Annotated in this window: 12 protein-coding genes and 1 pseudogene; 9 read left to right on the forward strand and 4 right to left on the reverse strand. The window is 59.1% G+C overall.

What is annotated here, in order from left to right:
• Nucleotides 1-149: 149 nt before the first annotated feature.
• From groES to NML54_RS00540, 8 genes and pseudogenes are all read left to right on the forward strand, one after another.
• On the forward strand, nucleotides 150-437 hold the full coding sequence (groES, locus tag NML54_RS00505; protein ID WP_005505066.1) for a co-chaperone GroES: 288 nt from the start codon (nucleotides 150-152) through the stop codon (nucleotides 435-437).
• A 106-nt stretch (nucleotides 438-543) separates the two neighbouring features.
• Nucleotides 544-2130: a chaperonin GroEL gene (groL, locus tag NML54_RS00510; protein WP_254755330.1), complete on the forward strand. Its 1587-nt coding sequence runs from the start codon at nucleotides 544-546 to the stop codon at nucleotides 2128-2130.
• Nucleotides 2131-2439: 309 nt separating this feature from the next.
• Entirely contained in the window at nucleotides 2440-3957 is a 1518-nt protein-coding gene (gene guaB / locus NML54_RS00515; protein WP_254755331.1) for an IMP dehydrogenase, read from the forward strand.
• Nucleotides 3958-4102: 145 nt separating this feature from the next.
• A complete protein-coding gene (locus NML54_RS00520) occupies nucleotides 4103-5233 on the forward strand; it encodes a GuaB3 family IMP dehydrogenase-related protein (RefSeq protein ID WP_254755332.1) in 1131 nt (376 codons plus the stop codon).
• A gap of 220 nt (nucleotides 5234-5453) precedes the next feature.
• A complete protein-coding gene (gene guaA, locus NML54_RS00525) occupies nucleotides 5454-7046 on the forward strand; it encodes a glutamine-hydrolyzing GMP synthase (RefSeq protein ID WP_005505071.1) in 1593 nt (530 codons plus the stop codon).
• A 227-nt stretch (nucleotides 7047-7273) separates the two neighbouring features.
• Nucleotides 7274-7351: pseudogene (locus tag NML54_RS08920) on the forward strand (type II toxin-antitoxin system Phd/YefM family antitoxin); the annotation flags it as partial.
• A 24-nt stretch (nucleotides 7352-7375) separates the two neighbouring features.
• Nucleotides 7376-7531, forward strand: a complete 156-nt coding sequence (locus tag NML54_RS08925) for a hypothetical protein (protein WP_254755646.1) — start codon at nucleotides 7376-7378, stop codon at nucleotides 7529-7531.
• A gap of 9 nt (nucleotides 7532-7540) precedes the next feature.
• Nucleotides 7541-7963: a type II toxin-antitoxin system VapC family toxin gene (locus NML54_RS00540; RefSeq protein ID WP_256500109.1), complete on the forward strand. Its 423-nt coding sequence runs from the start codon at nucleotides 7541-7543 to the stop codon at nucleotides 7961-7963.
• 194 nt (nucleotides 7964-8157) lie between these two features.
• Here NML54_RS00540 and NML54_RS00545 read toward each other — a convergent pair whose 3' ends face one another.
• Complete coding sequence (locus NML54_RS00545; protein ID WP_254755334.1) at nucleotides 8158-8628, reverse strand: hypothetical protein; 471 nt, start codon at nucleotides 8626-8628, stop codon at nucleotides 8158-8160.
• Nucleotides 8629-8933: 305 nt separating this feature from the next.
• Between NML54_RS00545 and NML54_RS00550 the strand changes: the two genes are divergently transcribed.
• Nucleotides 8934-9938: an AEC family transporter gene (locus NML54_RS00550; RefSeq protein ID WP_254755335.1), complete on the forward strand. Its 1005-nt coding sequence runs from the start codon at nucleotides 8934-8936 to the stop codon at nucleotides 9936-9938.
• Nucleotides 9939-10082: 144 nt separating this feature from the next.
• Here NML54_RS00550 and NML54_RS00555 read toward each other — a convergent pair whose 3' ends face one another.
• The 3 genes from NML54_RS00555 to NML54_RS00565 form a co-directional block, all read right to left on the reverse strand.
• Entirely contained in the window at nucleotides 10083-11888 is a 1806-nt protein-coding gene (locus NML54_RS00555; protein WP_254755336.1) for a glycoside hydrolase family 13 protein, read from the reverse strand.
• Nucleotides 11889-12017: 129 nt separating this feature from the next.
• Nucleotides 12018-13832, reverse strand: a complete 1815-nt coding sequence (locus tag NML54_RS00560) for an alpha-glucosidase (RefSeq protein WP_254755337.1) — start codon at nucleotides 13830-13832, stop codon at nucleotides 12018-12020.
• Nucleotides 13833-13903: 71 nt separating this feature from the next.
• On the reverse strand, nucleotides 13904-14782 hold the full coding sequence (locus tag NML54_RS00565; protein WP_254755338.1) for an endonuclease/exonuclease/phosphatase family protein: 879 nt from the start codon (nucleotides 14780-14782) through the stop codon (nucleotides 13904-13906).
• Nucleotides 14783-15092 lie beyond the last annotated feature (310 nt).

Below are 15092 nucleotides of genomic sequence, written 5' to 3' on the forward strand. Positions count from 1 at the left end.
GCGGTGAAACACCCCGGCAGAGGGGCTCTTTTCTTGACCGAAAGCACAGGTGAAACTAGAGTTGAGATAGCACTCGAGACAGCCATCGGGCGCGCCACTGCGCCGCTGTCTCGCATCAAACGTAAATCCACAACCCGGAGGAACCGATTATGGCTATCAAGCCCCTGGAAGACCGCGTCGTTATCAAGATCGAGCAGGCTGAGCAGACCACCGCATCCGGTCTGGTCATCCCCGAAACTGCGAAGGAAAAGCCGCAGGAAGCACGCGTTGTCGCCGTTGGCCCGGGCCGCGTGGATGAGAAGGGCAACCGCATTCCCGTAGATATCAAGGAAGGCGACGTTGTCGTGTTCTCCCGCTACGGTGGCACCGAGGTCAAGTACCAGGGCGAAGAGTACCTGATTCTCTCCGCACGCGACGTTCTGGCAATCGTCGACTAATACTTTTCAGATGCTCATGCGCCGTACCGTTCATCCGGTACGGCGCATGAGCTATCATCTGCCCCTCAAATTTTCCTTTCTGTGACGCACTAGGAGTAGCGAACACATGGCTAAGCAGCTTGAATTCAACGATGCCGCCCGCAAGTCCCTGCAGGCTGGCGTCGATAAGCTGGCAAACGCGGTCAAGGTAACCCTCGGCCCGCGCGGGCGCAACGTTGTGCTCGATAAGCAGTGGGGCACACCCGTCATCACCAATGACGGCGTGTCCATTGCCCGCGAAATTGAACTGGACGACCCGTACGAGAACCTGGGCGCCCAGCTGGCGAAGGAAGTCGCCACCAAGACCAACGACGTAGCCGGTGACGGCACCACCACCGCAACCGTGCTCGCACAGGCGCTGGTCAACGAGGGTCTGCGTAACGTCACCAGCGGCGCGGCACCCGCCGACGTCAAGCGCGGCATTGAGGCTGCTGTGGAGGCTGTTTCCGCACGCCTGCTCGAGAACGCACGCCCCGTGCAGGGCCCCGAGGTCGCGCACGTTGCTGCTATCTCCGCGCAGTCCGAGCAGATTGGTGAGCTGCTGGCTCGCGCTTTCGAGAAGGTCGGCCAGGATGGCGTCATCACCATCGAAGACGGCTCCTCCACCGAAATTGAGCTGGACATTACCGAAGGTATGCAGTTCGACAAGGGCTACCTCTCGCCCTCCTTCGTCACCGACGCTGAGCGCGGCGAAGCAGTGCTGGAGAACAGCCTCGTGCTGCTCTACCAGGGCAAGATTTCCACCATCGCAGAAATCATGCCCGTGCTCGAGAAGATTGTTCAGGCGAAGAAGCCGCTGACCATCATCGCAGAAGACGTTGACGGTGAGGCGCTCTCCGCGCTGGTCGTGAACAAGCTGCGCGGCACCATCAACGTGGTCGCTCTGAAGGCCCCCGGTTTCGGTGACCGCCGCAAGGCAATCATGCAGGACCTGGCAATTCTGACCGGCGGCACCGTCGTGACCGGCGAGCTCGGCATCGACCTGCCGCAGGTCACCCTGGAGCACCTGGGCTCGGCACGCCGTGTGACCGTCACCAAGTCCCACACCACCATCGTGGATGGCGGCGGCGACCCCGAGGCGATCGAGGACCGCGTGCAGCAGCTGCGCCGCGAAATTGAGCGCGTGGATTCCGAATGGGACCGCGAGAAGCTCAAGGAACGCCTGGCTAAGCTCGCCGGCGGCGTGGGCGTCATCAAGGTCGGTGCCGCAACCGAGGTTGAGGCGAAGGAACGCAAGCACCGCATCGAGGATGCTGTGTCCTCCACCCGTGCCGCTCTGGAAGAGGGCATCGTCTCCGGTGGGGGTTCCGCACTGGTTCACGCGCTGAAGGCATTGGACGGCATGGACCTGGGTAATCACGACGCAAACGTGGGTGTACAGATTGTTCGCCGCGCCCTGGTTCAGCCGCTGCGCTGGATTGCTGAGAACGCTGGCGAAGACGGTTACGTCATCGTCTCCAAGGTCTCCGAACTGCCCGTGGGTCACGGTTTCAACGCCAAGACCGGCGAGTACGTGGACCTCATCGAAGCCGGTGTGATTGACCCTGTGAAGGTGACCCGTTCGGCTCTGCAGAACGCATCCTCCATCGCAGCTCTGGTGCTGACCACCGAGACCCTGGTGGTTGAGAAGCCCGAAGAAACTGAAGAAGACTAAATAGTGTGTGTGCCCGGTGCCGCCCCCTCCATCATGGAGACGGTACCGGGCACTCGCTGTCGGTAGGCTCGGATGCGCTCGCTTTCGTGGGGGCGCTAGAACCTGCCGACAGCCTCCCACTGGGGGACGCTTACTATGAGTGCTTCTCAGCAAAGAAACCTTTAGCGGTTTACTATAGAAGGTAAGCTGTTCCCGTTTGCACTCAAACCACCTTGTGGGGTGCGAGCAGACGGGTCGTACCGCATCTTGACATACGCAACGTATAGGCTGAGCTTCTCACCGATGAAGCCAGCATCCGAAAGGTAGACAATGACCATTCCCACCGCTCTGTCCGAGGATCCCTTTGGCTTCACCGGCCTGACCTACGATGACGTGCTGCTGCTGCCCGGCAACACCGACGTTATCCCCTCCGATGCGGACACCTCCACCCGCCTGTCCAAGCGCATCACCCTGAACACCCCCATCATTTCCGCCGCAATGGACACCGTGACCGACTCCGCTATGGCAATCGCTATGGCACGTCTGGGCGGTATGGGCGTTATCCACCGCAACCTCTCCATCGAGGACCAGGCTGCACACGTGGACCGCGTTAAGCGCTCCGAGTCTGGCATGATCATTAACCCCGTCACCATCGGTGCTGACGCAACCATCGCCGAATATGACGAGGTCTGCGGCTACTACAAGGTATCCGGCCTGCCCGTCGTCAGTGAAGAGGGCGTGCTGGAAGGTATCATCACCAACCGCGATATCCGCTACATCTCCCGCTCCGACTACGAGGGTATTCGCGTCCGTGACATCATGACCCCCATGCCGCTGGTCACCGCGCACCCCAGCGTCACCAAGGACGAAGCATTCGCACTGCTGTCCAACAACAAGATTGAGCGTCTGCCCCTGGTCGACGACGCAGGCAAGCTCGCCGGTCTGATCACCCTCAAGGACTTCGTCAAGACTGAGCAGTACCCCAACGCCACCAAGGACGAGGACGGCCGCCTGCGTGCCGGTGCCGCTATCGGCTTCTTCGGTGACGGCTACGAGCGCGCAATGACCCTGGTCGAGGCAGGCGTTGACGCACTGTTCGTGGACACCGCAAACGGCCACTCCCAGGGCGTGCTCGACATGATCGCTCGCCTGAAGAAGGACCCTGCCGCAGCACACGTGGACATCATCGGTGGTCAGGCTGCAACCCGCCTGGGCGCCCAGGCAATCATCGACGCCGGCGCTGACGGTGTGAAGGTCGGCGTTGGCCCCGGCTCCATCTGCACCACCCGCATCATCGCCGGTGTTGGCGTTCCCCAGGTGACTGCTATCAACGAGTCCGCTAAGGCAGCAATCCCGGCAGGCGTGCCGCTGATCGCTGACGGCGGTATGCAGCACTCCGGCGAGATCGGCAAGGCACTGGTTGCAGGCGCTGACTCCGTGATGCTCGGCTCCCTGCTTGCCGGTACCACCGAGTCCCCCGGTGAACTGATCTTCATGAACGGTAAGCAGTACAAGGCATACCGCGGCATGGGGTCGCTGGGTGCAATGCAGACCCGCGGCCGCCACAAGTCCTTCTCCAAGGACCGCTACTTCCAGGCTGACGTCTCCAGCGAAGAGAAGCTGATCCCCGAGGGTATTGAGGGTCAGGTTCCCTTCCGCGGCCCGCTCTCCGCAGTGATTCACCAGCTCGAAGGCGGCCTGCGCCAGACCATGTTCTACGTCGGTTCCCGCACCATCGAGGAGCTCAAGTACAAGGGTAAGTTCGTGCGCATCACCCCCGCAGGTCTGAAGGAATCGCACCCGCACGACATCATGATGACCGTTGAGGCACCGAACTACCGCCGCTAAAACGCCTCGCCAACGATGATTCGCCGCATGGTGTGCAGACCATGCGCCGTTGAGCCCGCCCCATACCCGTTCAGGTATCGGGCGGGCATCGGCGCGAATAACGCCCAGCGGCACCCCTCAAACCGAATTCGAAAGGATTCACCCCATGTCTGAAATTCAGATTGGCCTCTCTAAGAACGCCCGCCCCACCTACTCCCTGGACGATGTGGCGCTGGTGCCTACCCGTCGTACCCGCGACCGCCGCGATGTCGACACCTCCTGGCAGATTGATGCCTTCAAGTTCGACACCCCCATCATTGGTGCGCCGATGGACTCGGTCATGTCCCCGGCGACTGCCATTGCACTGGGTAAGCTGGGTGGCCTGGGCGTGCTGAACCTCGAGGGCCTGTGGACCCGCTACGAGGACCCGCAGCCGCTGCTCGACGAGATTGTCGAGCTGCCCGAGGCGGACCCGGCCTCCGCAACCACCCGCATGCAGCAGATTTACTCCGAGCCGATTAAGCCGGAACTGATCACTGCACGTCTGGAAGAGATTCGTAACTCCGGCGTGGTCGTTGCAGGTTCGCTGAGCCCGCAGAACACCCAGGAACACTACGAGACCGTGGTGAAGGCGGGCGTTGAACTGTTCGTCATCCGCGGTGCATCCGTCTCTGCTGAGCACATTTCCACCTCGCACGAGCCGCTGAACCTGAAGAAGTTCATCTACGAACTGGACGTTCCGGTCATCGTTGGTGGCGTTGCTGGATACTCGCAGGCTAAGCACCTGATGCGTACCGGCGCAGCCGGCGTGCTGGTGGGCTTCGGCGGCGGTTCTGCACAGACCACCCGCCAGGGCCTGGGCATCTCCGCACCCATGGCAACCGCTATCGCCGACGTGGCAGCGGCACGTTCCGACTACCTGGATGAGTCCGGCGGCCGCTACGTACACGTGATCGCTGACGGTTCCCTGGGCCGCTCCGGCGATATGGTGAAGGCGCTCGCGCTGGGTGCTGACGCTGTCATGCTGGGCGCTCCGCTGGCTCGCGCATCCGAGGCTCCCGGCCAGGGCTGGTACTGGGGCAACGAGGCGCACTCGCTGGACTTCCCGCGCGGCGTGCGCACCCCGCTGGGTGTTGTCGGCTCCCTGGAGGAGGTCCTGTACGGTCCTTCGCACCACGTGAACGGCACCAGCAACATTGTCGGTGCGCTCAAGCGTGCAATGGCTAACTGCGGTTACCTGGACCTGAAGAAGTTCCAGAAGGCTGACCTGACCGTGGTTCCCTCGTACCGTGGCTAATGTAGCTTCATGAATCACCGCTTGGCGGTTGGCAGGTTTGTGGTCTGCCGGTCGCCGGGCGGTGCTTTCTATACGCACGCTCTACTCCCGTTAGAGCATGTAGCGGCACCCCGGGATGGGAGAGCGGCTACGTGCCGTCGGCGGCGTACAACGATAGCGTAAAATAGATATATCCCCGCGCAAGTGCGCGGATTAGTACCAACACGTTGAGGTAATTTTCGTGACCAACTCTGTGAACCTGGACCAGCTCGAAGAGCGTCCCGTCCTGGTGGTAGATTACGGTGCACAGTACGCGCAGCTCATCGCTCGTCGCGTGCGTGAAGCTGGCATCTACTCCGAAATCGTCCCCCACTCCATGAGCACCGAGAAGATGCTCGCCAAGAACCCGGCAGCCATCGTGCTCTCCGGTGGCCCCTCCTCGGTCTACGCCGATGGCGCACCCAAGGGCGACAAGGCCCTCTTCGAAGCTGGCGTGCCAATCTTCGGTATCTGCTACGGCTTCCAGGTGATGGCCCAGACCCTCGGCGGCACCGTCGCCCAGACCGGTCTGCGCGAATACGGCGCAACCGACGCTGTGGTCTGCGCTGAGAACTCCTCCTTCCTCACCGGCACCCCCACCACTCAGAACGTGTGGATGTCTCACGGTGACTCCGTGACCGAAGCCCCCGAAGGCTTCGAGGTGCTGGCAAAGACCCCCGGTGCATCCGTGGCAGCATTCGTGGACGAGTCCCGTAAGCTCGGCGGTGTGCAGTGGCACCCCGAGGTGAAACACTCCGACTACGGCCAGGTCGCCCTGGAGAACTTCCTCTACAATGTGGCAGGCCTGAAGCCCACCTGGTCCACCAACAACATCATCGAAGAGCAGGTCGCAAAGATCCGTGAGCAGGTCGGTAGCGACCGCGTCATCTGCGCGCTCTCCGGTGGCGTTGACTCCTCCGTGGCAGCAGCGCTTGTACATAAGGCTGTTGGCGACCAGCTCACCTGCTTCTTCATCGACCACGGCCTGCTCCGTGAAGGCGAGCGTGAACAGGTCGAGCAGGACTACGCGGCATCCATGGGCATTAAGGTCATCACCATCGACGAGTCGGAGCGTTTCCTCTCCGCTCTCGACGGCATCACCGAGCCCGAGGCGAAGCGTAAGGCTATCGGCCGCGAGTTCATCCGCTCCTTCGAAGAGGCACAGCGCAAGCTGATTGCCGAAGCTGGCGAAGAGGGCGCAGACATCAAGTTCCTGGTCCAGGGCACCCTGTACCCGGACGTTGTCGAGTCCGGCGGCGGCGACGGCACCGCAAACATTAAGAGCCACCACAACGTGGGTGGCCTTCCCGACGACCTGACCTTCGAACTGGTTGAGCCGCTGCGCACCCTGTTCAAGGATGAGGTCCGCGCTATCGGTCGTGAGCTCGGCGTTCCCGAGAAGATCGTGGCACGTCAGCCGTTCCCCGGCCCCGGCCTGGGCATCCGCATCGTCGGCGAGGTTAACCGCGAGAACCTGGACACCCTGCGTGCCGCTGACGCTATCGTGCGTGAAGAGCTGACCGCAGCAGGTCAGGACGAGCACATCTGGCAGTGCCCCGTGGTTCTGCTGGCTGGCGTTCGTTCCGTGGGCGTTCAGGGTGACGGCCGTACTTACGGCCACCCGATTGTTCTGCGCCCGGTCTCTTCGGAAGACGCAATGACCGCTGACTGGTCGCGCCTGCCGTACGACCTGCTGGCTAAGATCTCGAACCGTATTACGAACGAGGTCAAGGACGTTAACCGAGTGGTGCTGGACGTTACCTCTAAGCCCCCGGGAACCATTGAGTGGGAGTAATCCTACTTTGGGCTACCTAGCTTTGTAGCTGGGAGCCTGTGAAGGAGCCGCCCGGTGCATCCGAATGTGGATGCGCTGGGCGGCTCCTTTTGTATCTTCCTAACGCGAAAATAGCGGATTGGAAGATAGAGGGGTTGTCGTAGCACCAAGTGGAAAATATAATGTAGCTACGTAGTAACATTATTTATGTTTTGCGTTGTGAGCAGAAGAGGGAAATCATGACCTTAATGACCAGCCGCGAGTTCAATCAGAACCTCGCCAAAGCCCAAAAACAGGCACAACACTCACCCGTAATTATTACAAAACGTGGTGAACCCACATATGTCCTCATGACCTACGAAGAATACTCGCGCAACCAGAATGAGGGAACCTCCCTCTACGACTTCTTTGTAAACTACCCTCAACCTGCTGAAGGTGTGGACCTGCCCGAAGAATTTCCCACGGCAGAACGTTCCGCACATCAGCGCCCCGGTGTAGAGTTCTAAGGGGTAACGCTGTACCTTCTTGACACCAATATCATTTCTGAATTGTGGAAGCTCTCTCGCGGAAAAGCTGACCCCGTTTTCGAATCGTGGTTTCGCCAAGAATCAGAAAAACCACTCTATATCAGCGTAGTGACCCTAATGGAACTAGAACGCGGTGTGCTTGCTATGGAGCGTAAAGATTCAACACAAGGCGCTTATCTGCGCGAGTGGTTTTTGGCAGTTCGAGAGAAATTTCAGAAGCGAACTCTTGTTATTGATGCGGCTGTAGCTGATTGTTGCGCTGGACTTCACGTGCCGGATAAAGCGCCGGAGAACGATGCCTGGATCGCTGCGACCGCGCTGGCACATAGCCTTACCCTTGTAACGCGTAACGTCAAAGATTTTGAGCGCCTCCCGGTTAGACTCCTCAACCCCTTCGAACCCGCAACATAGCGAAGGCAAGGCCTGTGAAGGAGCCGCCCGGTGCATCCGAATGTGGATGCGCCGGGCGGCTTTTTATACGGAGGTATAGAAAAAACAGGCGGTACTTAAGCGTGGATTTAAAGAAAAACGCCAAAATATTTAAAACAAGAGTTCAAATAAAAGAACTAAAAACTCTCCCCAAAACCACACGAGAAATAAAAACTTTAATGCGGGTGATGCGGGTGACGAATCGAATCACGCCAATGAGCGCTCGACCCCAACCCAAAATGCAAAGCAAAAAACGTGCCAAAACAGCAGAACCCAAACGCGCACGCCATGTACACACCATAGGTCAGCATCACAAACTCAGAATCATGGCTCAGACCCGATGCCACAATCATCGTCAACGAAACAACCAGAATGACAAGCCATACAGCGCTCGCAGCCGCAATCACCCACGAGATAACGCTCAACACCGGGTGAGGAACCCTAAACGTGTGCTCAGGAGCGCGCACCGGCGCTACAGGCGTATTATCTGCAGCGGCAGCCTGCACTACAATCGAAGCGTTCGAATCTGAGGAAGACGATGAAGAACGCCACGGAATATGCGCATCAGCATGCTGACTGGAAACCTGCGCAGGACGCTGCTGGACACCCCCAGCATCGGGAGGGGAAGAACGATACGGTTGCTGCAATGAGGGCTCCTGAATGTATATCTCGCGAAAAGAAGAAACAGCCTAGTTCCTACTTTCGCAAAAATGAGTATCGGCGATAGATTGAAAAATAGAGTGAGTACTTATTCTTCCTACAAATCAAGACTAGAAGTGAACCGCATAAAAACGAAATTATTAGCGAATATGATGCAATATGACGCGAAAATTTTGAAAAATACAACGAAAAAGTAGTAACTCTCAACCTGCAGGTTCAGGGTAGGGTTATTAGACAGGGGCCTTAGCCGTAAAACAACGGCACAGACACAGCAACAGCGAAAGGAACGAGCATGGGACTCATCCTCCCACTCCTCTACTTAGGGGCAGGATTCGGGCTCACAAGGTTGCTGCCCGAGCACTGGGGTAACCGCCTGAAAGAAAGCGCCTCCGCCCTGCTGACCCGCTGGATCATTCCCGCCGTCATCGTCTACACCGTCGCCACCAGTCGCCCTGAGCTTTTCTTCGTTGCAGCCTCCACCATGGTGTTGATGCTTCTCGGAGTGCTCTGTGCCGGGCGCATCACCCGCGACCCCGTGCAGAAACTCGCCTTCGTCTATCTGAACGCGGGACTCTTCGGGATCCCCGTGGTTGCCGGGTTCTGGGGTGAGGAAGCCGTGCGAGTCTACATCGGTGCGTATATCGGCAACTCCATCATGGGTAATATTCTGGGTACCTCGCTACTACGCGGCGGTTCTAAAACATATGCCGGGGAGCGTGCCGCCTCAAGCGCACGAGCCGTACAGAACTCACACACAACAGAGGATGCACGAGCCACTAGGAGCCGTGGTGAAACCCTCCGCACGGTGCTGCGGGGGCTGTGTACCAGCCCGCCGGTTATTGCCGTAGTGGTGGGGCTACTCTGCCTGCCCACCGGCTCTTTCCTGAGTGTTCACGGGGCAGGTTTCTACCGGGTACTGACTTGGATTTTCAGCTTTATCGGACTGATTGTTCTGGGCATGTGGCTCGGTGTCGCCAAGCTACACCGCGCCGACCTGACCTGCGCCGCCGGATGGGCATTCCTACGCGCCGTGCTCGTGAGCGTCTACGGCATCGGCGTGCTGGCACTCGCCCACTGGGCACACGATACGGCGGGCGTGTACTTTGACCAGTTGCTCGCGCATCCGCAGGTGCTTTTCCTTCTGGCTGTTCTGCCGCCAGCAGCTAATATCGTCATTCTGGAAACCCACTACCGGCACGAAGGTACCGCAGCCCCCGTCATTGCCGCAGGGGCGGCCGTCAGCGTAGGAATGATAGCGCTCGCTGTGCCGATCCTGCAGCTCGTCTTCTCCAGTTGAGCAGAGCCTCCAGCTAAGTAGAGCCGAAAGCACGCCGGGAGAACACAGGAGACAACACAAAAGGAAGGCGGGGCATAAGCCTCACCCTCCTTCTGCTGTCTATCACCTTATCGGCACGCGGTAGCACTCAACGAGCTACAGCGCTTAGCGAACGATGTGGTACACCTTCGCCTCGTAGGGGCGCAGGGTCGAACCCGCGTCGTCCTTGTAGTTCGAGCTCACCAGCTCAACACGAGCACCAGCCTCACGAGCCTCAGAAAGCACAGCGAAGTCGCGCTCCTGCTCCTCGGCAGTGAAGTTCGAAACAACCAGCAAAGACTCGTTCGTGGGGCTGCCATCCGCACCACCGGTACGGGTGTACGCGTACACAGCCTCATCCTCGTTGTGCGGAACCTGAACCGAATCCACCGGAGCGAAGGCTGCGTAAACCATCAGGTCCTTCAGCTTGCCGCGGCGCAGAGCCACCAGCTGCTGGTAGTGGTAGAAGATCGAATCCTCATCAGCCAGAACAGCCTCAGCGTTAATCGCCGGGTAGTTCGGGTTCACAGCAATCCACGGGGTCACACCCTCGGGGCTGAAACCACCGTTAGCGGAGGCATCCCACTGAACCGGGGTACGAGCGTTATCGCGGCCCTTAATGTAAATCGCCTGCATCGCCTCTTCGTGGCTCAGACGCTTGTGGTCAACGTGCATGTCCTCGTAGAAGCGGATCGAGTCACCATCGCGGTAATCCTCAATCGAATTGAACTTCACGTTGGTCATGCCCAGCTCTTCACCCTGGTAAATGTACGGGGTGCCCTGCATGAAGTGCAGAGTGGTAGCAAGCTGCTTAGCGGACAGGGTGCGGAATTCATCCGAATCGTTACCGAAGCGGGAGACAACGCGCGGCTGGTCGTGGTTGTTCCAGTACAGCGACCCCCAGGCGTTACCCTCCAGGGTGGTCTGCCAGTCGTTCAGGATGCGCTTGAGTTCGGTCAGCTTGTACGGTGCGTAGGACCACTTGCCGCCCAGATTGCCGTTCGGGTCGTTATCCACGCCCATGTGATCGAAGTGGAAGATCATGTTCAGCTCACCGGTGTGGTAGCCAGCCCACAGCTTAGCGTCCTCGGGGCTGGTTGCGCTGGTCTCGCCCACGGTCATCACGTCGTAGCGGCTGAAGGTTTCGCGGGTGAGCTCCTTCATCCACGGGTGCACCATGGTGCCGTTCGTAATGACGAACGGAATCGAGGAAGTGTGCTTCTCATAGTCGGTGGAGGGGTCATCCGGGTAGCCCTCGGGCTTGGAGATGATGTTGATAGCATCCAGGCGGAAGCCGTCAACGCCCTTGTCCAGCCACCAGCGGACCATGGAGTACAGGTCCTCGCGAACCTTCTCGTTCTCCCAGTTCAGGTCGGGCTGTTCCTTGAAGAAGATGTGCAGGTAGAACTGGCCGGTTGCCTCGTCCCACTCCCACGCCGGGCCGCCGAACTCGGACGCCCAGTTGTTCGGAGGAATCGGGTTGCCGTCCTCGTCGAAGCCCTTCGGGTCCTTCCAAATGTAGTAGTCGCGGTAGGGGTTGTCCTTGGAGGAGCGGGATTCCTTGAACCAGGGGTGCTCATCGGAGGTGTGGTTTGCGACCAGGTCCATCAGGATCTTGATACCGTGCTTGTGAGCGGTTTCAAGCATCTCATCGAAGTCTTCCATGGTGCCGAAGTCACTCATGATCGCGAAGTAGTCAGAGATGTCGTAGCCGTTGTCCACGTTCGGCGAGTCGAACACGGGGGAGAGCCAAATGACGTTGATGCCCAGCTTAGCCAAGTAAGGCAGCTTCTCGGTAATGCCCTTCAGATCACCGATACCGTCGCCGTTCGCGTCGTTGAAGGAGCGGGGGTACACCTGGTACACCACGGCTTCCTTCCACCACTGGCGGCCTTCGTAGGAGGGAACCTCGTATGCCTCGGAGTTGCTCATAATTGCCTTTCTATACCGGCCATCCAGCCGAAAAGGGGAACAAGTTTTGTCTGTGATTGAAGTATAGGGCGAAGAGGGACCAGAATGTCTGTATCTGGTCCCCCTTCGCACAGTATGAGTGGGGTAGGACTACTTGGCGTTACCGAAGAGGTACACCTTTGCCTCGTAGGGGCGCAACAGGGTGCCCTCGTCGGTGAACTCGCGGTTCTCATCGCGGTAGTTCGAGCTAATCAGCTTCGGGGTGTTCTCGATTGCCTTCAGCTCAGTCGGGGAGAGTGCCTGCGAGTTGGTCAGCACCACCGAATCCAGGTTGCCGCCCGCGTAGTTCAGCTGAACGGTGTCATCGGTGAAGTTCGCGACGACTAGCAGGGCGCGCTCGCCGGTTGCGGCGGCGTCCTCGTCGGAGTTCACGCGCAGGTAGGCGTAAACCTGGTCATCCTCTTCATCCAGCAGGCGGTACTCGCCGGTCAGGACGATCGGGTGCTCGCGGCGCAGGCTAATCAGGTCGCGGTAGTGGTAGAACACCGAATCCTGGTTAGCGAGCTCTGCCTCCGCGTTGATTTCGGTGTAACGCGGGTTCAGCTTCAGCCACGGGGTGCCGGAGGTGAAGCCTGCGTTCTCGCCAGCGGTCCACTGCATGGGGGTGCGGGCGTTATCGCGACCGGAGGCGCTGATGTAGCGCAGCATATCCTCAGCAGAAACGCGGCCTGACTCTTCAACGTACTTGCGCCAGGAGTCGTGAATCTCCAGGTCGTTGTAGTCCTTCACATCGTCGAAGAAGACGTTGGTCATGCCCAGCTCTTCACCCTGGTAGATGTAGGGGGTGCCCTGCATCAGGTGCAGCACGGTGCCGAGCATCTTGGCGCTGAAGGTGCGGTACTCGGGGGAGTCGTTACCGAAGCGGGAGACGGTGCGCGGCTGGTCGTGGTTGTTCCAGTACAGGGAGTTCCAGCCGCGGCCGTGCAGGCCCTCCTGCCAGTGGGTGAGGACCTTCTTGAGGTCAACCAGGTTGAAGCGGCGGTCGGACCATTTGCCGGTCACGCCACCTTCGGAGGCGTCTACGTCCATGTGCTCGAACTGGAACACCATCTGCAGTTCGTTGCGGTCGAAACCGGTGTAGAGTGCGGCGTCGTCCACGGTCACGCAGGGGGTTTCGCCCACGGTCATGACCGGGTACTTGCTCAATACCTCGCGGTTCATCTCCTGCAGGAATTCGTGTACGCGCGGGCCGTTGGCTGCAACAGCCAGGGAGTTGTCGAGGCCGCCAGCGAGGACTGCCGGGTCCTCGGGGAAGGAAAGGTCCTTAGAAATCAGGTTGATGACGTCCATGCGGAAGCCGTCCACGCCCTTGTCCAGCCAGAAGCGCATGATGTCGTAGACCTCTTCGCGGACCTTCGGGTTCTCCCAGTTCAGGTCGGGCTGCTTGACGGAGAAGTAGTGCAGGTAGAACTGGCCGGTCGCCTCGTCCCATTCCCACACGGAGGGGCTGAAGCAGGAAATCCAGTTGTTCGGCGGAATCGGCTTGCCATCCTCGTCGAAGCCCTTAGGGTCGCGCCAGATGTAGTAGTCGCGGTAGGGGTTGTCCTTGGAGGAGCGTGCCTGCTTGAACCATTCGTGCTCGTCGGAGCTGTGGTTGACGACCAAGTCCATCATGAGCTTGATGCCGTGCTTGTGCGCGGTTTCGAGCAGCTCATCGAAGTCTTCCATGGTGCCGAATTCGGCCATGATGGCGCGGTAGTCGGAGATGTCGTAGCCGTTGTCATCGTTTGGGGAAGCGTAGATGGGGGAAAGCCACAGCACCTGAATACCGAGCTTGGCGAGGTAGGGAATCTTCTCGGTAATGCCGGGCAGATCGCCGATGCCGTCGCCGTTGGAATCGTTGAAGGAGCGGGGGTAAATCTGATAGACAACGGGTTCCTGCCACCACTGGGTCTGGGTCGTCATTGTTCTTCCTTTCCTTGGTATGGACGAGTGTTGTGCGGGGCCGCCCTAGAGGCGGCTAAAGTCTGATGCCTTTAGTTCTGGGTGGTGAGGGGCGTAAGGAGGCTCTGCGGTGCCCAGCTGGAGGGGTCAATTTCCAGGAGTAGACCGCTGTGGTCAGAGATGGCTTCGGGGGAGTTGTCGCGGAAGACTACCGCGTGCGAGTTCACCGTGAGCAGTCGGTCAGCGAACACGAAGTCAATACGCTTGGCGTCCGTGCTACCTTCCCAGCCGGCAATTTCGCGGTGGACAGTGTTTTCGCCGTTGGTGTGCTCCGCCAGTGAGCGGGTATCAACCATGCCGCTGGAGGTGACCAGCGCGTAGCCTTCATCGCTCAGATGCGCGGCGGAGTTAAAGTCGCCGCCGAGCAGTACGGGTGCGGTGAGGGCACATTCTGCCAGGGCCTGTGAGAGGCGGGTGTATTCCTGAGCGAAGAGGGGGTCGCCGTCGAAGTCCCACCAGGACATGTGGGTGGTTGCGCACCAGAAGGTACCCGTCTCAGTTTCGATGAGCGCCGCCTGTGCTGCACGGCGCTGTACCTGGTGGTAGCCGTACTCGGGGGACATGTCGATGGGCTTGATGCCGCGAATCGGCAGGCGCGAGAGAATTGCTACGCATTCGTCGTAGAGATCCCAACCGATGTGGGCTTCGGTGAGGGCCCACTCGTAGGTTGCGCCCATTTCGTTGAGTGCCTGCACGAGTAGCAGGGCGTAGTTGTCTTCGTGGACTGGAACTCCTGCGCCGCCGCGGTAGTTGAGGGGCTCCTTCACCGCGGGGGTGGAGGTGAGCTGGTTGACTTCCTGCAACGCAATGACATCCACTTGCTGTTCAATGATGAACTTTGCGAGGGTGCGGATTTTGGCAATCTGGTGGATTTCGCACCAGCTGTGTGTGTTGAGGGTGAGGAAGCGCATGTATTAAATCCGGTGTATGTGGGAGGTTGAAGAATGATATGCGCACCGCGCATTGAGGCGGCGAGTGTTTTATGCACTCTGACCTATGGGTGCACTGTTTATGCTATCGATTCTGTGCGCTAGGTAATAGGGAAAAAGTCTCATCTGCAGCAAGTATTTTTAACCAGTGCCGGGAGATGTTTCAGGTTCTGAAAAACTCTTTCAAAACATCTGCTTTTGGTATCTGTGGGCAGGTATGACCTGGCATTATTGTTTTTGTCTAAAACACATTCGGCATTTAGCGCACGCAGGATATGTGGCACCCATCTCA

It is taken from the genome of Rothia gullae, assembly GCF_024294905.1.
Lineage (GTDB): Bacteria > Actinomycetota > Actinomycetes > Actinomycetales > Micrococcaceae > Rothia.

Bases quoted from the DNA above. Each gene is read 5' to 3' on its own strand.
- groES (WP_005505066.1), top strand. From the start codon at position 150: ATGGCTATCAAGCCCCTGGAAGACCGCGTCGTTATCAAGATCGAGCAG.
- groL (WP_254755330.1), top strand. From the start codon at position 544: ATGGCTAAGCAGCTTGAATTCAACGATGCCGCCCGCAAGTCCCTGCAG.
- guaB (WP_254755331.1), top strand. From the start codon at position 2,440: ATGACCATTCCCACCGCTCTGTCCGAGGATCCCTTTGGCTTCACCGGC.
- NML54_RS00520 (WP_254755332.1), top strand. From the start codon at position 4,103: ATGTCTGAAATTCAGATTGGCCTCTCTAAGAACGCCCGCCCCACCTAC.
- NML54_RS08925 (WP_254755646.1), top strand. From the start codon at position 7,376: ATGACCTACGAAGAATACTCGCGCAACCAGAATGAGGGAACCTCCCTC.
- NML54_RS00550 (WP_254755335.1), top strand. From the start codon at position 8,934: ATGGGACTCATCCTCCCACTCCTCTACTTAGGGGCAGGATTCGGGCTC.
- NML54_RS00555 (WP_254755336.1), bottom strand. From the start codon at position 11,888: ATGAGCAACTCCGAGGCATACGAGGTTCCCTCCTACGAAGGCCGCCAG.
- NML54_RS00560 (WP_254755337.1), bottom strand. From the start codon at position 13,832: ATGACGACCCAGACCCAGTGGTGGCAGGAACCCGTTGTCTATCAGATT.
- NML54_RS00565 (WP_254755338.1), bottom strand. From the start codon at position 14,782: ATGCGCTTCCTCACCCTCAACACACACAGCTGGTGCGAAATCCACCAG.